This is a genomic window from Vibrio owensii CAIM 1854 = LMG 25443 (assembly GCF_000817815.1).
Taxonomy (GTDB): domain Bacteria; phylum Pseudomonadota; class Gammaproteobacteria; order Enterobacterales; family Vibrionaceae; genus Vibrio; species Vibrio owensii.
Window position 1 is genome coordinate 152,896 of record NZ_JPRD01000005.1, and the last position, 22,543, is coordinate 175,438.

Annotated in this window: 15 protein-coding genes and 1 pseudogene; 8 read left to right on the forward strand and 8 right to left on the reverse strand. The window is 45.9% G+C overall.

Features of this window, described 5'->3' with window-relative positions; all coding sequences use genetic code 11:
- Positions 1-4 precede the first annotated feature (4 nt).
- The gene (gene pyk, locus H735_RS02160; RefSeq protein WP_020196406.1) at positions 5-1,447 is read right to left on the reverse strand and encodes a pyruvate kinase; all 1,443 of its coding nucleotides are present in this window, start codon (positions 1,445-1,447) and stop codon (positions 5-7) included.
- A gap of 318 nt (positions 1,448-1,765) precedes the next feature.
- On the opposite strand from pyk, the gene mlc reads away from it, so the two are divergent.
- Positions 1,766-2,983 carry a sugar metabolism global transcriptional regulator Mlc gene (gene mlc, locus H735_RS02165; RefSeq protein WP_020196407.1) on the forward strand — a complete coding sequence of 406 codons (1,218 nt, stop codon included), beginning with the start codon at positions 1,766-1,768 and terminating at the stop codon, positions 2,981-2,983.
- Between the two features lie 232 nt (positions 2,984-3,215).
- Positions 3,216-4,172 (forward strand): chemotaxis protein CheV, encoded by a 957-nt coding sequence (locus H735_RS02170; RefSeq protein ID WP_020196408.1) that lies wholly within the window; start codon positions 3,216-3,218, stop codon positions 4,170-4,172.
- Between the two features lie 316 nt (positions 4,173-4,488).
- On the opposite strand, the gene H735_RS02175 is transcribed toward H735_RS02170, so the two are convergent.
- From H735_RS02175 to imuA, 3 genes are read right to left on the reverse strand one after another with little or no spacing between them, the layout of a single operon-like run.
- Positions 4,489-7,563, reverse strand: a complete 3,075-nt coding sequence (locus tag H735_RS02175; protein WP_020196409.1) for an error-prone DNA polymerase — start codon at positions 7,561-7,563, stop codon at positions 4,489-4,491.
- A 27-nt stretch (positions 7,564-7,590) separates the two neighbouring features.
- On the reverse strand, positions 7,591-8,994 hold the full coding sequence (locus tag H735_RS02180) for a Y-family DNA polymerase (protein WP_020196410.1): 1,404 nt from the start codon (positions 8,992-8,994) through the stop codon (positions 7,591-7,593).
- A gap of 4 nt (positions 8,995-8,998) precedes the next feature.
- On the reverse strand, positions 8,999-9,691 hold the full coding sequence (gene imuA / locus H735_RS02185; RefSeq protein ID WP_020196411.1) for a translesion DNA synthesis-associated protein ImuA: 693 nt from the start codon (positions 9,689-9,691) through the stop codon (positions 8,999-9,001).
- 217 nt (positions 9,692-9,908) lie between these two features.
- Between imuA and gmtY the strand changes: the two genes are divergently transcribed.
- The 5 genes from gmtY to H735_RS02210 are packed head-to-tail and all read left to right on the forward strand — an operon-like array spanning position 9,909 to position 17,311.
- Complete coding sequence (gene gmtY, locus H735_RS02190; protein ID WP_020196412.1) at positions 9,909-11,366, forward strand: gamma-mobile-trio recombinase GmtY; 1,458 nt, start codon at positions 9,909-9,911, stop codon at positions 11,364-11,366.
- Positions 11,366-14,035 (forward strand): gamma-mobile-trio integrase GmtZ, encoded by a 2,670-nt coding sequence (gene gmtZ / locus H735_RS02195; RefSeq protein ID WP_020196413.1) that lies wholly within the window; start codon positions 11,366-11,368, stop codon positions 14,033-14,035. Before gmtY ends, gmtZ begins: the two co-directional genes overlap by 1 nt.
- A complete protein-coding gene (gmtX, locus tag H735_RS02200) occupies positions 14,035-14,712 on the forward strand; it encodes a gamma-mobile-trio protein GmtX (protein WP_020196414.1) in 678 nt (225 codons plus the stop codon). Before gmtZ ends, gmtX begins: the two co-directional genes overlap by 1 nt.
- The gene (locus H735_RS02205) at positions 14,712-15,149 is read left to right on the forward strand and encodes a VPA1267 family protein (protein ID WP_020196415.1); all 438 of its coding nucleotides are present in this window, start codon (positions 14,712-14,714) and stop codon (positions 15,147-15,149) included. The genes gmtX and H735_RS02205 overlap by 1 nt, the downstream gene beginning before the upstream one ends.
- Complete coding sequence (locus H735_RS02210; protein WP_020196416.1) at positions 15,146-17,311, forward strand: AAA family ATPase; 2,166 nt, start codon at positions 15,146-15,148, stop codon at positions 17,309-17,311. Before H735_RS02205 ends, H735_RS02210 begins: the two co-directional genes overlap by 4 nt.
- Before the next feature lie 200 nt (positions 17,312-17,511).
- On the opposite strand, the gene H735_RS30680 is transcribed toward H735_RS02210, so the two are convergent.
- Entirely contained in the window at positions 17,512-17,688 is a 177-nt protein-coding gene (locus tag H735_RS30680) for a hypothetical protein (RefSeq protein WP_155399391.1), read from the reverse strand.
- Between the two features lie 306 nt (positions 17,689-17,994).
- Here H735_RS30680 and H735_RS02220 point away from each other — a divergent pair, with 306 nt between their 5' ends.
- Positions 17,995-19,074, forward strand: coding sequence for a formylglycine-generating enzyme family protein (locus H735_RS02220; protein WP_020196418.1), 1,080 nt, complete (start codon positions 17,995-17,997; stop codon positions 19,072-19,074).
- Positions 19,075-19,109: 35 nt separating this feature from the next.
- On the opposite strand, the gene H735_RS02225 is transcribed toward H735_RS02220, so the two are convergent.
- The 3 genes and pseudogenes from H735_RS02225 to H735_RS31200 form a co-directional block, all read right to left on the reverse strand.
- The gene (locus H735_RS02225; RefSeq protein WP_020196419.1) at positions 19,110-21,671 is read right to left on the reverse strand and encodes a LysM peptidoglycan-binding domain-containing protein; all 2,562 of its coding nucleotides are present in this window, start codon (positions 21,669-21,671) and stop codon (positions 19,110-19,112) included.
- A 12-nt stretch (positions 21,672-21,683) separates the two neighbouring features.
- Positions 21,684-22,277, reverse strand: coding sequence for a DUF4123 domain-containing protein (locus H735_RS02230; protein WP_020196420.1), 594 nt, complete (start codon positions 22,275-22,277; stop codon positions 21,684-21,686).
- Positions 22,259-22,543: pseudogene (locus tag H735_RS31200) on the reverse strand (type VI secretion system tip protein VgrG); the annotation flags it as partial. The pseudogene H735_RS31200 and the gene H735_RS02230, both read right to left, overlap by 19 nt.

Below are 22,543 nucleotides of genomic sequence, written 5' to 3' on the forward strand. Positions count from 1 at the left end.
GGTACTAAGCGGACAAAATACGCATACAGTTGGTCGAACCTACTACATCCATCACATCACCTTGAGTGAAGATCACCAAGTCCCCTTCATCCAATAACCCTTGCTCTTTCAATGTCACGATCGCCGCATGAGCCGTCGTTAAGCCAGCACCGCCTTTGGAGTCAAAATACACAGGTGTGACGCCGCGATACAATGCCGCTCGGTTTAGCGTTGATTCATTACGCGACAGTGCGAAAATCGGCAAACCAGAGCTTAAGCGAGACATCATCAAAGCAGTTCGACCGGATTCGGTCAGAGAAACCATCGCTTTGACGCCTTCCATGTGGTTGGCTGCATACATTGTCGACATAGCTATGGTCTCTTCAGCGGTTGCGAAGGTGCGGTCCAATCGGTAAGTCGACAGGCTTGCTTCCGACATCTTCTCTGCACCTATACATACTTCCGCCATGGATTTCACGGTTTCCACAGGGTATAGACCCGCAGCAGTCTCACCAGAAAGCATCACTGCATCCGTACCGTCTAGGACAGCGTTTGCTACGTCCATGACTTCCGCACGAGTCGGCATTGGTGCAGCCATCATCGATTCCATCATTTGGGTCGCAGTAATCACGATACGGTTTAAGCTGCGAGCACGGCGAATAAGCTTCTTCTGTACACCGATAAGCTCTGGGTCACCAATTTCGACCCCCAAGTCGCCACGAGCAACCATAACAACGTCAGACGCTAAGATGATGTCATCAATGGATTCTGTGGTAGCGACGGTTTCAGCACGCTCCACTTTTGCCACGAGTTTCGCTTCAAGACCTGCGTCTCGCGCCAAACGACGAGCGTAATGCATATCTTCGCCATTGCGAGGGAATGAGATAGCGAGGTAATCGACTTTGATTTTGGCAGCGGTGAGGATGTCAGCTTTGTCTTTTTCAGTAAGTGCATCCGCAGATAGGCCGCCGCCTTTTTTGTTGATGCCTTTGTTGTTGGAAAGAGGGCCACCGACCGTTACTCGGGTGTGGACTTTGTTGCCTTCAACGCTAGTCACTTGCAATTGCACGCGACCATCGTCAAGCAGCAAGATGTCATTAGGAGAGACGTCTTGTGGGAGCTCTTTGTAATCTAAGCCAACGGAGTCTTGATCGCCTTCGCCTTTTGGTAGGTCGCTGTCTAGCGTAAATTTATCGCCGACGTTGAGATGAATTTTGCCGTCTTTGAAGGTGGAAACGCGAATTTTTGGACCTTGTAAGTCACCAAGTATCGCCACTTGGCGACCAAGCTTCGCCGCGATAGCTCTTACTTTTTCTGCACGTTGAACGTGGTCATCGCTGGTACCGTGTGAGAAGTTCATACGAACGACGTTTGCTCCAGCTTTGATTATCTCCTCAAGGACATTGTCTTTATCGGTTGATGGGCCAAGCGTTGTGACAATTTTTGTTCTTCTTAATATGGAAGTCATAGATTCTCCGAAGAATGCAGGTGTAGGACTAGATAACTCGAATTCTATTCTCGCTAAGTATATGCACAGTATGCGCAGATTGTTCGCATTTAGGTCAAAGTGCTGAAAAACATTAAGGCGCAGGCTTTGTTACCTAATTTGATGAATAAAATAAGTTATTTTTCAAACAATTTAACAGGAGTAGATTTCTGGTTATTTGATTGAATACACAAACAAACATGTTTATACGTGATGCTTGTCACGGGGATTTATCAATTCACTTCACAATTACTTCGCAAAGTAAAAAAATTATCCCGTTATAGAATTTCGGAGTGCAAGATGTACATGGCTCAACCGGGCCATATTGATCATATCAAACAGGTCAATGCTGGTCGTGTATACAAACTAATTGACCTGAAGGGTCCAATATCTCGAATCGATTTGTCCAAGCAAAGTGAGCTTGCGCCTGCGAGTATCACTAAGATCACTCGAGAGTTGATTGAAGCCCATCTGATTCATGAAACTACTGTTCAGGAAGCGACGAGCCGTGGCCGTCCTGCAGTGGGTTTACAGGTCAATAATGAAGGTTGGCAATTCTTGTCGATGCGCTTAGGTCGAGGGTACTTGACCATTGCACTGCACGAGCTTGGCGGTGATGTTCTTATCGATACCAAAATCGATATCCATGAACGCGACCAAGACGACGTGCTTGAACGCTTACTCTACGAAATTGATGAATTCTTCCAAACCTATGCTGATCAACTCGATCGTGTCACCAGTATCGCGATTACTTTGCCTGGTCTGGTGAACTCAGAGCAGGGCATCGTATTGCAAATGCCGCATTACAATGTTGAGAACTTGGCGTTAGGCCCAGAAATCTATAAAGCAACGGGCTTACCTGTTTTTATTGCCAACGATACGCGCGCTTGGGCGCTGGCAGAGAAGTTGTTCGGACATTCTCAAGAGAACGATAACTCGGTGCTTATCTCCATCCACCACGGTTTAGGTGCGGGTATCATCTTAGATGGTCGCGTGCTGCAAGGTCGTCACGGTAACATCGGCGAACTTGGCCATATCCAAATCGATCCAAACGGCAAGCGCTGTCATTGTGGCAACATTGGTTGTCTTGAAACGGTGGCGAGTTCGCAAGCAATCCGCGAAGAGGTGGTTACTCGTATTGCTAACGGTGAAGCTTCTATTCTTGCTGAGCACGAAGAAATTAGCATCGAGAGTATTTGTGAAGCGGCGGCGAATGGTGATCCTCTTGCGGTTGATGTGATTGAGAAATTGGGTCGCTATTTAGGCTCTGCGATTGCGATTGTGATTAACCTATTCAACCCAGAGAAAATCTTGATTGGTGGGGTAATCAACCAAGCTAAAGATGTGCTTTATCCTGCGATTCGTCGTTGTATCGAAGAGCAAAGTTTACCTGTTTATCATCAAGACCTTGAGCTGGTGGAATCTCGTTTTTATAAGCAAGCGACGATGCCGGGCGCTGCGCTAGTGAAACAGGCGCTATACGATGGACAACTGTTGATGAAGGTGATTGAAGGTTAATCTTTCTTGCATCAACTGAACTTGAAGAAAAGGGTGAGCGTTACAGTTCGCCCTTTTTTGATCTTCTCAGTGCCGAAAACGCCAATCTGGGCGCTGTTTCATTGCTATATCTATAGCATTAATGTAATTTTACGTAAGTAATGTAGAGCACTCATACAAAAGGTTTACTTTGTTGTTTCAACACGGTTTTCTGTAAAGAGTGATAGGTTGTCGTTCAAAGTTAGGTAGTGGTATGTCCGGAGTGTTAAATACGGTTGATCAGCGTACGAATCTAGTAGGTGAAAACCGACTGGAGCTTTTGCTGTTCACACTGAATAGTCGCCAATTGTTTGCGATTAACGTTTTTAAAGTGAAAGAGGTGATTAAGCTGCCTCCACTGACGAAACTCCCGGGCTCTCATTACAACATCCGTGGTGTAGCGTCTTTGCGCGGCGAAGCCGTGCCAGTGATTGATCTGCGTTACTCGATTGGCTTCCCACCACTGCGTGGTGAAGCAGAAGAAGAAAACTTGATCATCACCGAATACAACCGCTCTATTCAGGGTTTCCTTGTCGGACCCGTGCGTAACATCATCAATACCGCTTGGACAGAGATTCAGCCGCCGCCATCGACATCTGGCCGCTCTAACTACCTAACAGCAATCACGCAAGTGAAGGACGGTGATTCATCACAAATCGTTGAAATCATTGATGTAGAAAAAGTGTTGGCGGAAATCGTCCATTACGACGTCACCATTTCTGATGGCATTTTAGATCAAGAGTTAGCGCAAGCCATGATTGGTCGTAATGTTCTGATTGTTGATGATTCTTCAACGGCCCGTAATCAGGTGAAAGATACCTTGTCTCAGCTTGGTTTGAACATCATTGAATGCCGCGATGGTCTAGAAGCATTGACGGTCCTTAAACGTTGGTGTGATGAAGGTAAAGACGTCGAGAAAGAACTGCTGATGATGATCACGGATGCAGAGATGCCAGAAATGGACGGTTACAGACTGACGCATGAAGTGCGCTCTGACCCGCGAATGTCCAAACTGTTCATTACGCTGAACACTTCCTTAAGTGGTAGTTTCAACGAGGCCATGGTGCAGAAAGTGGGCTGCGACCGCTTTATTTCTAAGTTCCAACCGGACCTTCTCGTTGAAGTTTCACAAGATAGAATGCGTCAAGTTTTATATACGGGCGTTAATTAATCGGCGAAGAATTAATCCATAGGGGTAGGTAATTAATTGAAGTGCGATTGCTATACTATTTTACATATTTCTGACAATGAAATATGTAGGTATATCACGTCACTTTTCACCTATTAACCTAGGGTACTTCCGTTTAATGATATGGCTAACATCTAAAGTCATTATGACTTTATCCTTGTTACTGTATAGGAAATACAAGAGTAAGCGTACGGAAACGATGGCTGAGGATTAATTCAGCAGAATCGAAAAAGGGAGGGTTTACCTCCCTTTACTTTTTTCGGCGAAATGTGTTTTCCAGCCCTCAAAATATGATGATTTAATGGAAATCGCGTGACTTACTTTTTAGCTCAGCAAGGTTGTGTGTGCAATCGATGAGCTTTCCTGCAATTATATGTGTCACTTCTCCTTCTCTTTCTAAAGTCCCTTTAACCATCAAGACTTTTGAAGTGAGATACGCTTGCTTTTGAGCGCGGGCGGTTGCTCGCCAGACCACCACATTAATGTTGCCCGTATCGTCTTCTAAAGTGAAAAAAGTCACACCTGCTGCGGTGCCAGGAGATTGCCTACCTGTCACGACACCGACGACCGTCACTAAAGATTTATGCTCCTTTTCAACTAACTGCTTCATCCGAGTAAAGCGCGGTAACTTTCCTGCTTCTTCTAGCAGAGTAATCGGATGGCGACTCAGTGATAACCCTGTACTGGCGTAATCTTCAATCAAGTTCTCGTATTCAGAAGGTTGAGCTTGGTAATTCGCCATTGGCTCTTCCATGTGGTTGAACAAGGGTAAATCTGATAACGAATCCATCGCAGCCCAACGAGCGTTATATCGATTACCTGAAAGGATCTGAAACGCATTGGCAGAAGCGAGCAGTTCAATATCACGGCGGTTTCTTAAGATCTGTTTCACCTCTTGGATAGTACGATAGCCATTGTTTGGTCGGCGCTCGACCAGCCGAGAAGCGCTTTCTTGATTAAAGCCCTTTACTAAGCGAAAGCCCAGTTGTACACCAAGACGACCATTAGGACGTTTGACCAAATGATGCTGATACGACGAGTGGTTGATACAAACAGGCAGCACTTCGACACCGTGTCGGCGCGCATCTTGAATCAATTGCGAAGGGCTATAAAACCCCATCGGTTGACTATTGAGTAGGGCAGTATAGAACTCAGCAGGGTAGTAAAACTTCAACCATGCAGAGCAGTAAGCCAGCACTGCGAAAGAGGCTGAGTGGCTTTCCGGAAAACCGTATTCACCAAAACCGCAGATTTGATCGAAGATTCGCTCCGCAAATTCTAAGTCATAACCACGCTCACGCATCCCGTCGATCAACTTAGGTTTGAACTTGGCAAGATCGCCGTTCTTCTTCCATGCTGCCATTGCTCGGCGCAGTTGATCGGCTTCACCACCACTGAACCCAGCGGCGACCATCGCGAGTTTAATTACTTGCTCTTGGAAAATCGGTACGCCCATAGTGCGTTCTAGTACGCTTTTCACTTCTTCCGATGGATAGCTGATAGGTTCTTCACCGTTGCGCCTTTTTAGAAACGGATGCACCATATCACCTTGAATTGGGCCCGGGCGGACAATAGCAATCTGCACGACTAAGTCGTAGTAACGTGCAGGCTTTAAGCGTGGCAACATGCTCATCTGCGCGCGAGACTCAATTTGGAATACGCCAACGGTATCGGCTTTTTGGATCATGCGGTATACGTGCGGATCGTCTTGCAGGCGCGTGATCTCAGCAATCGACAGGGATCGCTGGTGGTGCTTCTCGACCAATTGAAAGCATTTACGGATCGCGTTCAACATGCCGAGTGCAAGTACATCGACTTTCAACAGCTTTAAGCTTTCTAAATCATCTTTATCCCATTGAATAATCGTGCGATCTTCCATCGAAGCATTCTCGACAGGCACCAGTTCATACAAAGGGCCAGATGAAATCACAAAGCCGCCTACATGCTGAGATAAATGGCGCGGGAATCCGATGATCTCGTTCACCAACTGGATAAACTGCTGCCCTTTTAACGACTCTGGTTGTAACCCCAATTCGATGATTTGCGCTTGCCAACCTTGGCTACGATCACGGCGATTGACGTTTTTGATGAAGAAGTCTAGCTGAGTTTCTTCAATCCCCAACGCTTTGCCCACTTCACGCACGGCACTTTTAAAGCGATAGCTGATCACGGTGGCTGCCAAAGCGGCACGCTCGCGGCCATACTTTTTGTAAATATATTGAATCACTTCCTCACGGCGCTCGTGTTCAAAGTCGACATCAATGTCTGGCGGCTCTTTTCGCTCTCGACTAATAAAGCGTTCGAATAGAACCGAGATTTGCCTAGGATCGACAGCGGTGATTTCTAAGCAGTAACACACTACCGAGTTTGCCGCAGAGCCTCGTCCTTGATAGAGAATGCCTTGCTGCTTAGCGAACATTACAATGTCGTGAATGGTCAGAAAGTAATAATGATATTCCAGCTCTTCAATGAGGGTTAATTCATTCTCGATGGTCTGATGAATGTCTGTGGGTACGCCTTCAGGGAAGCGCAGTTTCTTACCACGCTCGACCAACAGACGCAGATAAGAGGTTGGAGTGTGACCGTCAGGGATGAGCTCTGTCGGGTATTCGTATTTCAAATCTGAGAGGTTGAATTCGCACAAGCTCGCAATATGGGTGCTTTCTGCCAACCATTCGGGTCTGTAAATTCGAGACAGTTTGTTCAATGGACGCAATGCTCGTTCGGCATTGGATAAACGACCAAAGCCGAGCTTATCAACGCTACAACCGTGTTTTACTGCTGTCAGGACATGTTGTAACGGTAAGCGTTCAACAGCATGCATCAAAACGCCACCACAAGCGGTAATCGGCAGTTGGAACTCGTTTGCTAATAATTCACAGTGTGTGGTGTAAGCATCGTCATCGCCACCTAAATGACGCTGAATCGCGACCCATAAGCGATGAGCGTGATGCTGCTGGAGCCAGCGCCCCCAATAATGGTCATTCTCTTGATGAGTCGGGAGCCACAACACAAGGCAGTGACGAATCGACATCAAATCCCACTCCGACAGTTGATAAGTGTCTTTCTCGCTGCGTCGTCTGGCATTGGTGATGATACGGCACAGCTCAGCGTAAGCTTTACGGCAAGGGCAAAGCAGCACGACTTGGCACTCGCCATTGAGCCAAAACATGCTGCCGACGATTTGTTTGATGTCGAGTTTGTGTTGCTCGATGGTCGCATGAGCTTTTACTACGCCTGCAACTGAGCACTCATCGGTGATCGCAATGGCTTGATAGCGATAAAATGCCGCCTGCAGCACCAACTCTTCTGCATGAGAAGCGCCAGTGAGAAAGGAGAAGTTGGACTGACAAAACAGTTCTGCGTAACTCATAACGACCTAACAAAAATAACTGTCGATTTAACAAAAATAGCCATGGAGAAACCAGCGCTTGTGCTGATCGCGAAACACCCATAACCAGCGACCTTGCTTGGTATGCGCAATGTAATAATCACGCATGATCTCGTCACCATCCCACCATCCTGAGACAATCCGCTCAGGTCCATGTACTAGAGATACTTGCTCTTGTAGCGCGATAGGGGCGGGTAATTGCATCGCTGGGCGCAGCAGAGCAGGGATGGTGTTAATCGGGACATCCGGCTCATCGGCTTGGCGATATTGACTGGCTTTCTCTGGTCTTGGATCGCAGGCTATATTGGGTTTGAGTACCGCGCTTTTGCCCAATTTAGCTTGCAGTAAAGAAAGCAGCTCTAGCGCGTTCATTTGCCCTTTTTGCCCGGCAAAGAAATCACGAGCAGAGCTTAAAGGTTCACCTTGGCGCTCTACTTTTAACGTCAGGCCGATAACAGGACCGTTTAACGTGACGGATTCCAAACTCAAACTCGCCAATTGTTGCCAGCGTTGGCACAAGTAATCGCCTTGCGCGGATGTGAGCTGAAGGTGCTGTGCTTGTTTATCCCGCTGATGCAGGGTTAAACACAGCTCAAACGCGACTTTATCGCGCAGTTTGAGAAAGGTTTCGAGTTGACGAAGCAATTTAGCTAGTGGTTTCTCCACCCATTGGACGTTTTCAATCTCAAACAACAGTTCCAAATAGACTTGGAAGGATTCGGTTGGATGATAAAAGTCGACAGGATGTTTAAATTGCCCTGTCAGGCGACCAACATAGTTCACCAAATCAATGTCGAATCGACGCGCGATGTCTTGCAGTGGTAGTTCAAGTAACCCTTGCAGTGTGGTGACACCTACACGTTGTAGTTTCTCTACGGTAGTGCTTGATAAATCCGTCAATGTTAGTGGCAGCGGTGATAAGGCTTGTTGCATGACAGACCTATCTTCACTGATGAAGTTCGCTCCTGCTAATGCCATCAATTTGGCAGAAAAAGGCGAAAAGCCACACCCGAATTGAAAACTCAGTTTCAGCTCCGATAAATGAGCACTGACTTTAGTCCAATAGTTTTGTAGCCCTTCATACAGATTAAGCATCGGGGTTGCGCGTAGCAGAATACCTTGGCTTGGCATCAATACGACATCAGACGTAATCAAATACAGCCATTGAGCAATTTCTTGTAACTTGCTCAATTCGGTTTGCGGATGATAAGGATGCACTTGCAAATCTCGGCACAAAGAAGCCGCGCTACCCAAGCCCATATTTGGCTTAATACCTTGTTGCGCGGCAATCTCGTTGTATTGAATGATCCGACAACGTTGGCTTTCTACAATCACCACAGGCTGCTCTTGGTTATCACCAAAGAGGGCATCTAACTGTAGGCGAGGGAAGTGCAAGTATATCCACAAAGCCATATCACTAACCTTGGTTCGCCAATGGGAAATTGACCACCGTGGATGGAATACGAGTTGTGCTTGGCATCACCAGTTGCGGATAGTGGTGCTGGAAGTTGATATCGACGCTGCCTTTGCTCCAACCGCCTTTTCGTTTGAGAACTTCTACACTCACACCTTGCTCATGACCTTGTAGCTTTAGGCTCAATGAAACAGGCAAAGACAAGCGATTTGTCATGTTAGGTTTGAGCATAAACAGAGGGCAGGAGCCTTGCTCACTCGCCACTTGCAGGCGTTTTACGTGGTGGATCTCTAGCTCATCTTGCCATAACAAAACGTTGGTACACACGCCGCTCTTGAGGCATTGCTCTGCTGCCCACAGCGCATCGCGTTGATGTTCAGGCGTGATTACCCATACTTGGTTGATGTCCAAGCCAATGCTGTGTAGGAACAATGAATTCATCAACGCTGGTGGTTGAATGAATGCCGTCACCCCTCTCGAAAGAGACGCTTCTAAATAAGGCGCAAGTAAGCGCAGTTCGCCAATGCTGCCAACAGATTCCATTTCCACCACGCCGTGAGGAGGAAAGCCACCGCCAAGCAGGGCGTCGAGTTCAGGGAAACCTGATCTATTAAGGAACTGATGCTCGTCCGCTTTGGTCAAATTTGCTTGCCAAACAAGGTGTTGGCTTTTTAAGTGTTGGATGATGTCTTGCATAAATAAATACCTGTATATATGTACAGTATATTTCTGTAATGGAAAGTCGCAAGATTTTTATAGGCAGAAATACGAAAAAAGGCAGCGTTTGTTATATATAGTAACTTAAAGGGTGTATATTGTGTATTAAGGCAGAGAAATCTGCCTTTTTATTGCTCAATTATTAATGCGGGTATATAGTGTATTACGTGTACATTATGTATAGAGAAAGCATAATTTGTCATCAGTAAAAGTCAGAGCGACGATTGTAGAGGACAATACGGGCATCAAAAGCCAACTGCCTATCTTGCTAACTGAGCAAGGAGAGTTAAGTACGGTCACAGACTACCTACTCAAGCTAGAGGCGGACGGTGTGAGTATCTCCGTCATGAATGGGTTTATTCAAGCGGTGTCCTTGTTGCTGGATTATATGGAAGCTAACAGAGGGTTGTTTGACGATCCGAAGTTGCTCTTTCAGACCTTTTCTAAGCGGTTGTATACAGGAACGATTGGTGAGGATGGACTTGACCCATCAGGTTTGTATTGGGTGCCAAGTTCAACCAGTAATGTCAATAAACATATTCACCGACTGACGGCATTCACCAATTGGTTGGCAGACAAGCAAGGCACTGCGCCGATGAATCCCTTGCGTGATGCCACCCCGCATGAGCAACGATTGAATTACGCTGCATGGTATCGCAAAAACCAAAATGACTTCCTTGGTCATATTGAAGATAAGACCGTCAATAAAACCATCCGTAAAGCGCGAACCATTAAGGGACGCACACCTCTCACCAAAACCGAAGATGACGCTATCGCCTTTCCTGAAAAGCATTGGGAAGATTTTTATATGAACGGTATTGGTGGCGCAAGCGATCCACGAGTGGCACTCAGGGACAAATTAATACTCCTACTCATGCACGGTGGCGGACTGCGCGAAAGCGAGGCTTTAACCCTTTGGGTGACAGATGTGTTTGAAGATCCCTATAACCCAGATAGTGCAATCGTTCGAATTTACAATGAAGTCGATGGCAAAGCGCCAAATGACCCTGAAGTTCGTTCTAAAAATCAAACTAGAGAGACGTACTTAAAAGAAAAGTATGCACGTATCCCTCGCCAGCGCATGAAAGGCACAGCACATCTTGGTTGGAAAAACCGTGTGGTTGACCATAAAGACAACTACATACAGGTTCAGTGGTTTCCCACCGACTATGGCAAAGTGTTTATGTCACTGTGGAAAAACTATCAAAAGTACCGCGCCAACATCGACTGTCACCACCCTTATGCGTTTATTTCTTTTCATCACAGTGCCTTCGGCAACCCTTACACCATCAACGCTTTCCATGATAATTACGCCAACGGCTTGAAACGCATTGGTTTGGAGCAAAGCAAGGCTGAAGGTAAAGACCCTCACGGGCATCGTCATAATTACGGTAGACGATTAGAATGCTCAGGATTGAACCCGTTGGTGATTCGACGCTGTATGCACCATAAGTCCCTAGATTCACAAATACCCTACACAGGCAAAGGTCAGCAGGAAATCTCTGACGAACTCACCCAAGCCACACAGCAACTGGCAAACCCTGAATCCAAAATTAACGCGCTCGACTGGAAAGCACTGGTCGAGCACGGTTTTGATGACATCGACCCGCAGGGTTACTTCACTGGCAAACATCCAAAATTGAGGGGCAAATAATGGCGATAAAAGGCAAAAAACAGGACGGACGCTCAACGGATTTAACCTTCTCATGGATGCTCACCACGCTTGGTGCGGAGTGGCAACAATGGCAAGAGCTAGCGGCAGAGTGGATGGCGATACAAATTACATCGACTGACCGCAAGCGAAAAGCTTTGGTAGAATTCTTTGAAACTTATCTTCTTGAGTGTGCGCCTTATGCAGCAGGCGATGTTTCATTGTTTTTCACTGGATATAAAGGACATTATTGCAATTCTGAGGAGTTCCAAAAAGCTTTAACACAGCAAGGCCTCTCAGATTATAGATCTCTTGCGGATTACATAAATATTAGTGTTGAATTCACTAATTTTGTTATTGAAAAAGTGTTCTCGGAAGAAGATGACAATGGCAACCTTGTTCCATTGGTTAAAAACCCGCTCAGTAGGGTCAAAAAGCAAGGTAAAGCGACTGAAACCGTCCGTAACCCTCTGCCGTATCGCTACATTCAGGACTTACGCCAAATCCTTTGCCCGTTACCTGACAAAACCGAACTCACCGTCATTGAGCAAAATCTTAAACAAGGTGAAACTTTATTACCTGCTTATCACTACCGCGATTTCAAACACTGGACATGGGCGCAGCAGCAATCAGGACAAGGAAAAAGAGGTGGCGATGGTTACTGGTTTGAAGTAGCCCCAGAGCTGATTGATAAAACCGACCCTGACTGCGTGTGGCGTACTAAAGAAGTGACTCGCAAAGGTGAGAGTATCACCCTTCACCAAATTTGGTCGCCCGTTAAAGCGATGGTAATTTTCATTAAGCTACACCTGCCATTGCGTACCTATCAGGTGCGTATGCTGGACAGTGGTGAGGCCGATACATGGCGCTATGAGCAAGGGCAATGGGTACTTAACACCAAACATGCCTTCGTACTTGGCAACGAAAAACGCCCATTTGGGAAAGGTATTTTCCGCCGCATACACGACACCATGACAGGACTGTGCTCCACAGGCTTGTACATCAACACCAACAAAACCGCTGACCAAAATAAAGACGAACTTGAGCGGGGTTACATTATTTCTTGGCAAAACGAGGAAGTGTTGTACTGGTTGGAAAAGTTACGTAACTGGCAAGAAAAATACAACCCGATTACAAAACCTACCGATTGCGCCACCCTGCTCAAAAAGCACATTGGTTTTAAAAAATCGAATAAACAGCAAGAAAGTATGGGGGAAATTACCTTTCTGTTTCGTGATGCAGCAGCCAAGGGAGAAGATAAATACAAGCCAGTCCAAGATATATCTCCTACGTTTTTATGGTATCGACTCCTATTGGCATTAGAAAATCACCTCGCAGAGCAAGGTAATGCCTTGGATAACGGAGAACGTTTGAAACTGGTTGTGGACTACCCAGAGGGTACGCCAGAACGGAATAAGGTTGCCACACTCTTTCCTTTACACTGTTTGCGAGTCTCACTCATCACGGCGTATACGATGGACACGCAATTACCACTGCCTGTGATTTCTAAGCTATTAGCTGGGCATACACGCCTGCTGATGACCATCTATTACAACAAAATTACCCCGTCCGTGATGGCAGAGAAAATGGATGAAGCGCATGGTGAATTGGATGCCAAATCCAAACAATCAGTGCGCAACTTCCTTAAGGATGCCTCAATGGAACAAATCCAATGCAAGATGGTGTATCACAGCGATGACAGCATTCAGGCGGTCTTGGCTAACCGCAATCCAATCGGTTGGGAAGAACGCTCGTGTGGATTGTGTTTGGTCGGGGGCAACACAGTGAAATCGGATGAAGTGAGTACTCTTGGTGGTTGCTGGAATGGTGGAGAGTTGATTAAAGATTCAAAAACCGCTGCCAATCGGGTTTATGCCAGCGTGCCACACGGCTCTGAAAACTGTATCCGCTGCCGTTGGTTTATTACCGAAGCACGATACCTACCTGCGCTTAATGCGCACTTCAATCAACTAAGTTACAAAGCGCATCAGGCCGCGAACCTATCTGTTGAGATTGAAGGTGAACTGGAAGCCCTCAAAGACGAACAGTTCTTTTGTGAAGATCAAGGTAAGCCGTTTATCAAACACGATGAACTGCAAGCCTTGCAGCGCCGCTATGAAAAACAGCAAGTCGAAGCGGATGAATACGCCAAAGACTGGATTGCGTGCTTTGAACTTATCAACAAAATCATTCGTGTTGAAGAGACCAGAAATGAAGATGACAGCAAAGATAAACTGATTGCGGTTGGCTCTGAGCAAGATGTCAGCCATGCCTTAAAGTTTATCGAAACCGACTCTGAGTTACTGCATCTATCACTGCTTTGTGATGATGCAGAATTCTTTCCTGATTTACAGGACGAACTGCGTAAAACCCCTGCTATTCAAAAGCGCTCGATGCAACTCAGTCGTGTGCTAATGAAAAAAGGCTTTGAGCCAATTTTCATGGAAATGGACGACAAACAACAGCTCATCGCTGCCAATGCCATGCTCCGCCAAATGGCGAAAATCGCTGACCCTGACGACAAACTTGAAGGCTACCGCAAGGTGGCGAACTACATCGAAGCGGGTGAATACCTGACCGATAACAAACTGCTCTCTCAGGGTATTCATGCACTGACTGATAAAGCCATTAATCTAGATGGCATCGCACTGCCGAACTTATTGGAGGACTAATGGAACTTGATATTGATGTCATTCTGGCTGACTTAAAAGAAGGTAAAGTGCCTCGCACGCAACAAAACCTCGATAAGCTCAACGACACGCTGAAAGCCTATGCAGAATCAGGTCAGCGCGACTTCTCTATTACGCAAATTGGGCGAGTATCTGCTGAAAATGGCGGATTGGCGTATGAGGCTTTGCGTGCTACCCGTAATAAGCACTACCGAACGCTCATCGAAGCATGGGCAGCAAAGTGCAATACCAGTACCAAAAAACCGCTATCCAACACCTCACGGTCTAAATCCATACCTGCGGATAATAAACTGTTAGAACGCATCCCAGATCCTGCGGTACGCGCCTTGTTTGGTCAAATCATTGCCGAGCGTAACCGCTACCGCAAAGAGGTCAATTTGCTCAAGCAACACGCCAATATCACCATCGACAAACGCCCTGTACGCCAGTTTGACACCACCACAGAACCAAGCGTGGAAGTGCTGCCATCCCTATCAGGCGTACTCACCGAATCAGAGAAAAAAGCCTTAGCGTATGCAATTTCTGATGAATGTATGGACAAGAACAACTGGCAAACTACTCAGGCGGGTCAGGTGAAAGAGATGGAATACAACAGTGAAGTATTCCCTAGAGGCTTTGTCACAGGACTTCGCAAACTATTGGGTGAGGTAGATGACTAATGGCAAGTGGGCAGCAGAAAGCGCAGCAAAACCTTGAGGCATTTGAGGTCTGGAAAGCCACGCAGACGGACGATGAGTTTAAACAAATCGTATTCCGAGGTCAGCTTAATCGTATCGAAGTGGCAAAGGGTATTGGTTGTGGCAAATCGGCGTTAAACCAAAATCCTGCCCTCAAGAAAGCACTTAAAACCTTAGAGGACGAGCTGCGCATGAAGGGTATCCTGCCACCGTTGAGCGACGCTGCCAAGAAGAATGAGGGCAAACCCCAAGCCTACGATAATACCGCGACCCGTAAGTTGCTTGATTCGAAGCGGGTTTCTTCGTTAGAGGCTGAAAATATTGAATTGAAAGCCAAGGTCAAGGAGCTTGAAAAGCGACTTGAGCGCTTCGGTGAGCTATCTGAAACCTTGTCTGAAATGGGATTGATGCCACGATGAGTATTGCTTTGCATGAAGACCAGATGCGCGTGACCAGTATCCCTTACCGCTCGACCAAGATGGTGATATTCAGCGGTGTGCCGCTGGCGAAGAACTCTTATAAAACCAATAGTGGCAAGTATTACGTCACTATCAAAGCCGACCCCGACAGCATCCCTGTGCTACCCACGTTGGGTCAGCATTGGTCAGTCAAGGGCGCTCGCCAGATAGAAAATATGAAGATGGGTGATTATGTGATGCAGCAGCACACGTATGAATCACCCAAACATATTGAATGCACCTTGCCCGAAACGGGTGAGCAACTGATACGCTTTATCGCCAGAGAAAGTGACTTCAAGGGCATTGGCGAAAGCAAAGCTAGGGCGCTCTGGCAGCTCTTGGGTAAAGACTTCCATGCCACACTGAGAAATGACACCCTAGAGTCCAGAAAGCGTCTGACATCGATTCTGAGTGAAGATTCAGTGGAATCGCTCTTTAAGGGGTACGTCAAATACAAAAATCTGGCGCATTGCAATTGGATGAGTGAGCACAACATCCCCGCCAGTGTGCAGCAACGGCTGCTCAAGCATCACGGTGAAGCCTCCATAGAGGTCATCCAGCATAATCCTTATGCTTTGATGGGCTTTGGCCTTTCGTTCAGTGCCATTGAAGATATTATCAAGGTAACGGATTTTAAGAGCGATGTTGCGAAGGATGACCCAAGAAGGCTCAGCGCTGCTCTGGAAATGGCGATTCGCAAGGAGATTGAAAAAGGTCACACCTATACCACTCATGCCAATGTGCGCCCTTACCTCAACAAACTATTGAAAGACAAAACACTGGTCACTCAGGCGTTCCAATCAGGTCATGATAAAGCTCAGTATATTTTGAATCCCGACACAGGAGCCTACCATCCAACCGCGCAACTTCTGATGGAAAGTGTCGTTGCCAAACGGCTAAATACACTGATTAAGCGAAATGACTTATTTGATGAAAACGCCAATGCTGCGTATTGCTCTGCGGTTGCGGAGCTTCCCTACGAATTAACTCCTAAACAAATCGAAGCCGTAACAACGTGTCTGGATAATTCGGTAAGCTGTATTACGGGCGGTGCAGGAACAGGCAAGACAACGGTACTCAAAACGGCTCTCAGGGCATATCATCAACTTGGATTTGAAATCCACGCCGTTGCGCTCAGCGGTCGTGCTGCAATGAGACTTCATGAGTCCATCGGTTTTGTTACCTCAACCATTGCCAAATTGCTGCGTGAAGACCCCATAGAACCCAGTGTCGAGCAAACAAATCACCTACTGGTGATTGATGAGGCAAGCATGATTGACTTGCCAACCATGTATCGTCTTGTAAATCACACTCACCCCTCTGTACGATTGATATTCACTGGCGACCCCGACCAACTTCCACCAATCGGCTGCGGCAAGGTGTTGGCAGACATCGTTGAAGCAAAAACGGTGGCTAATACGAAGTTAGATATCGTCAAGAGACAGGAAGGTTCAACGGGTATCCCCGAATACTCAAAGCTCATCAATCAAGGTGTGGTGCCTGATCGATTAAGTACGGGAGCAATACACTTTCACGAAACTAGTAAAACAGACATTGCCAAAGTCTGTTGTGAGCTTTACCAACAGTCCCCTGATAACAGTCGCGTCATGGCTCCAACCAAGACACTCGTATCAGAAATCAATAAACTCATTCAGCAAGCGGCTAACCCAGATAGCATCAGCCTTGAATTCGAAATCAATGGCGACAGGTTCTTTCTGCCACTTCGCCTTAATGATACGGTGTTATTTACACAAAATCATTATGACAAAGGCATTCAGAATGGCTCACTTGGCACACTAACCAGCGTCAACCCCTCTGGTGATAGTTACGGTAAAGTGACGCTAGATACAGGTGAAAAGATCGAGATAACACAATCCGTTCTTGACTGCATGGAACTGGGCTATGCAATTACCTTACACAAAGCCCAAGGCTCACAGTTCCCACGCATCATTATCGCGCTGCAAAACGGAAGAATAGTAGATAGAGCATGGCTCTATACGGCAATCACGAGAGCTGAAAGTGAAATCCATATCGTTGGTAGTAGTGATGACATGAAGCAGATCACCGAGGCACCTAGTCACTCTCACAAGCGGAATAGCTATCTGAAAGAGCTACTCGGTTAGCAGTTTCAAACTCGTTTTTGCCCCAAAATGTGTTTAGAACGCAGTAAAATCTCATAAGAACAATTTGTTCAACAGCCTTTTGACTAAATTCAGGGCATGAAATTCAAGAATCAAACTGTTTCGCAATTGCGCAACAATGGCGTGGTATCTTAAACCTGATTTAAGCACTTAAGTGTTACACAGACTCTCATGATCTTGATTTACAGTATTCGGGGGAATTTCATTTTTCTAACGGTAACTTTTGAGTACGTCATAGAGGATTGCTTAAATGCCTGCTTAAGACGTTTGTTAGCCATCTTTATTTTACTAAGTCTACGTTGTTCAATGACTTCTTTCACATCAATCTTTGGCGCATCTTCTGATTCAACTTTTTCCACTTTCAATTCCCAATAACCGATCCCGTATAGGACAAAATCATGCAGTTCTTCGTCCCAATATAAGCGTTTCTGTATGCAATTTAAGCATCTATTCATACAATAGGCAAAGTCACAGGTCATTTTGGGATCGATACGTCTGCTATTGAGATAAAACTTAACAAGGCAGTATGCTTTAGAATTCGCAACAACCAGACTCTTTCCTAAAACAGGAACGCAGTCGTTATAACTAGTCATACAGTGGCTTTGAAACTGTTCTCTCCTTTTATTTTTGCGTAAAATATGCTCATAAAGTAAAAGGAATACCAAATGAAAAACAGATGGTTAGGTATGGCTTGTGTGCTTCCTTTATTGGTTGCGTGCAATAGCGAAAGTTCAGCAATTAAGGTGTCTAGCGAGACCGTTTCACAAAAGCAAATCGATACAATTGTGTCGAACATCAATAAGCTCTACCCAGAGGCAACCCAAGAGCAAAAGCAGAAAGCGGCAGAAGTGGTGGTACGAGCTATCGAGAACATGGTGTTCGTCGAAGGCGGAAGCTTTGATATGGGCGATTTCAAGATGGATTGTGATTTCCCAACAAAATCTGAGAACCGTTTAGATTGGTCTCCTGATGCGCAATGTTTAAGTCATTTTGCGAGTAGTATGTTTGGTGCTCAGTACTTACACAAAGTGACCCTCGACTCCTATTCGATATCTAAGTATGAAGCAAGCTTTATCGATATGGAGTGGATGCGACAGATTAATCAACTACCAGTAGGTGCGAACAAATGGGAAGGCTACGCACAACTTAAAGATATCGTCCAACGCGACACAGAAGAATACTCTGAGTTAATGAAATGGCATTATAAAAACCACAAACCAGCTCAAACAAAAACTTGGCAAGAGAGCAAAGACTACTGTCAGTGGCTTGGGGAAGTTTCAGGCTTGCCTTTTGATCTTCCCACAGAGGCGCAATGGGAATATGCCGCACGAAGTCGTGGACAGCATTACTACTATGCGACCAATGACGGTTACCGCTCTCTTTCTGAAGGGCAATATTTCTCTCCAACAGCGGAGAGATACATAGATGTAAAGGCATCGGAAGTAAATACTGGCAGAAGTAGCGAGGAATATATTGGACGTTGGCCATCTAATCCGCTTGGTATTTATGGAATGAGTAATGGGATTTATGAGTGGGTTAATGATTGGTACGAAAAAGACTATTACCTGAGTTCAGTGGAAGCGAACCCTTTAGGTCCAAAAACAGGAACCCAAAAAGTTATACGTGATAGCGTAAGCAACAAAATGACCTTTGGACGTAGCGGACAAGATATAGAGTCGGATACCTATAATCCAAGCCTGAGCTTTCGTTGTTCAATTCAGCAACCGAAACCAATAACGAAGTAAATTTAAACTGGCCTACGGGGCCAGTTTGTTTATGTTTATGCGTAAGGGTAGCTACCGTTACTACCGAATAGCGAAGCATATTGTTGCTGTACCCGTTCCCTTTTTAGAGTAAAAGCACTGTTATCGTAGGGAGTAAAAGGTGCCCCTGCAACTTTAACTGCCGAGTTCGTTTCTGCTAAGGTCGCTACCCAATTATTGAACTGAGTTTGTTGCTTACCGTCAAGTAAGGCATTAATTCGTTGAATATTTTTAAAAAGAGTTTGTTCCCCCGAAACTTTTATCCCCTTATCATTCATTCGTGCGAGAATCTCTTCAAACTTATGCCAACTGTAGGTACTTTCTTCGAGTAGTTTACAAATCGCTGCCTCTTGTTTCTCTTCCCAGTTGAATGTGAAGGTCCGAGTTAATGTATCTAGCATTCTGCCTATCGCCTCGGGAAGAAGCTGGTCAAAAGGTACCCCACTACGTGCCGAATCGTTCAACACTCTGTCAGCTAACGTAATTGCTTCTGCTTCTAGATCAAGCCTTTTTTCCCGAGCAACCCTAATTTTTTCTATAGTTTCCTCGCCTTTAGCAATGGCATTTTTTAATGCATCGTGTGGGGAGACAAAACCTTTGGCAAGGGCAAACGCAAAGTAAGTAGCGTCAACTAAATATTCATAAGCCAGAGAATTAATGTTTTGTAGCATCCGATAATCCACATATTGAAGTCCTTGCCAGATTACTTTCGCTAGATTCCAAATTTCTTCTGCGTTTATAGCGACAGAAAAGCCACCGCCGCCGCCAGCCCCCCAAACCAGTTTGGCTGAGATTTTAAGGAAGAACTTTGTACCATCTAAATAAAGCTCAAAATCTGCGTTATAACCACCACCAACGGAAACATTACCTTCGGTCTGAATTTCAGCCAAAGAGTTAAAGTTTGTGATTTGATCTATTTCTGGCGCTTTCCATTGAACGCCACCTGCAAACTCTCCACTTAACTGGCCACCACCAAAAACACTGGCCTTGATGCCTATTTGACCACCTCCTGCGTTGCCCATGCTCACATGAGGGTCAAACAATATCCCAACATCATCACCAGTTTCCGGTCTTCTGTTACTGATACCTGCTTTTGCTTGAGCAACTACGCCCACAAAACAACCCACTTTCATTTTGGCATTAAAGCGAAAGCTGCCAAAGGAGTGTAAGGCTGGCTGACCATTCGCATCGGTGTAATTTAGGCATGGCGTATAACCCGCATCGCTAGGTAAGAAGACTTCTGCCGTAATGGCCGCTTCAAAGGCAGAAAAGCCCGCAGAAGCACCTACACCTAAATCTACGTTTCCTTTCGCATTACCGTGCTCATCTTTCTCAAATGGGTTTAACTCAGCATCGACAGCCGCTTGCATTCCCCAGCGACCAAGTTGCGCCTCAGAACTCACCGCAAACATTGTATTGCCTTCATCGTCGCGCAAGAGTGTATCCGTCGATTTCCATTCAGCAATTTTTCCTCCGGGTGCCTGCCACTTCGCAAGATTGGCTTTAATATCAGGGCCAAGCTTTTTCTGCTCAAGGTCGCTTGTAATGTCATCAGCAATAGCTTTACCAAATTCTTTGATATTTCCCGTACGTAATGCTCGGTTTGCGTTGTTGGTATTAGAGGTATTTCGCCAACTGTTACGAACGGTGGTTTCCTCTTGAAAGAATGCTTCTCGAACATAGGTGTAAACGCCGCGATTAATCGAGTACAACTCTCTAACCCCAGTATTTGTTACGATGCCATCCAATGCTCTCTCTTTTACCGCCATTTTTTTAGCATCAACAGGCTTGCCAGAAGAGCTCTCTTTGGTTGGTGGGACTTTGGCCATCTTTTCCCACGTCGCAAGCTCTTTCTTAAGGTTTGGTACGACTGTCGCAGTCAAACGCTCTTTTAGCTCAATGGCTGAATCTTCAGAGCCAAACCAATTTGAGTATTCCTCAATGTAGCGGATACGCTTTTTCAACTCGGTTACTTTAGCGTTAGCCATTCGCTGGTTTTCTAAAGATTTTTCTCTCTCAGCCTTTTCTTTTCGAGACTGTTCTGCTTTGACACTTGCTGGATTCTTACGGCTGGGATCTGGCAATATGCCTGCGTATATCAGGTCGGCGCATAAGGCTTCTCGCTTTTGCGTATGCTTTTCCAACTCAGCCCATGTTTCTTTGCCCGTTGGAGCTTGATGGACTAGGTCACTGTAGCATTGAAATAACTTCGTCGTTTCTTCGATTTCCTTATCAAGCTTTTCCACCGATTCTTTCGTTAGGCAATAGAATCGGTTCGCTGATTCACCCGTGGCAAAAATGATATCTTCAATTTCCTTTGGTTCACACAAAGGGGCCGCGACAATTGTCCCTTTCTCTTTTGGACACATTTTGGCAATTGGCTCTACCGGAAACTCGACAGGGATAGGATCTTCCTCTTCCTGACCAGGAAGGATTAAGGTATCGCCAACTTGGATTAAATCAGGATTTGGTTGGTACTTGGGGTTTAGCTCTAACAAGATGTTGAAGTTAACACTTTGTTCGATACCGATGCCAATAAGGGTGTCACCGGGTTTAATTACGTAGGTTTTATTACTCATGAAACGCGTCCATTACCATTGCTGTGCAATGTTTTGCATTGTACTCAGCTGTTCTTGTGAGAGTGTCCAAGGTTGAATTGACGTAGTAGCCTCACTAGCGTGGGATAAGTTAATACTTAGCCATTGTTTGCTATGCCAATGTAGAGATGAGAGTAAAGGAAACATTTGTCGTCGCTCCTCATCACTTAATGCTGCCATTAAAGGTACTAGAGTTCTGGGCTCATAAAATCGAAACAATGCTTCTCCTTGATTGCGCGACACAAAGAGACGCTGACGCAATGAGGCTGCGACCTCCGAAGAAGAGTGAGATGGCGAACTCCAAACCAAACAACCACAAGGTGTTTGGCTCATCTTAGCTACGCATGCCTGAAGTGCCTCTTCTGATGACCAGATAGAAACTAAGACAGGCCCCTCATTGAGGTGTGATAGACGAGTACCAGCCATCAACGAGATAACCTCGAGTGACTCAATATGCACCTCCAATTTCTTTTTCCATTCAGGCCAAAGAAGAGGTTCGATAATCGCGTACGCTTGTTGATTCGTAATTAGGTTCGGTTGGGCATTACCTTGAATTCGCCAGTTTGGATTTAGCTGTGTATTTGACATGTTTTACCGCTCCCACAATCACACAGTTCTTGCATTAAGCCACCGTCTTCAACAAACCCTTTATAAGCGGCCGGAGACATAACAGGTGGTGTTTTCTTCGCGATAGACAATCCTTTAGGACGCCTTGTAGAAACGCTGCTGTTACCGTTTGCCGCGCCGCCCGGATTGATGTCTACTTTTCCACCCGTTGCGGTGACACTACTCGCACCATCAATCGTAACGGAGGTGCCGTTTAAATGGATGTTGCCGCTGCTCTTTAGCACTAA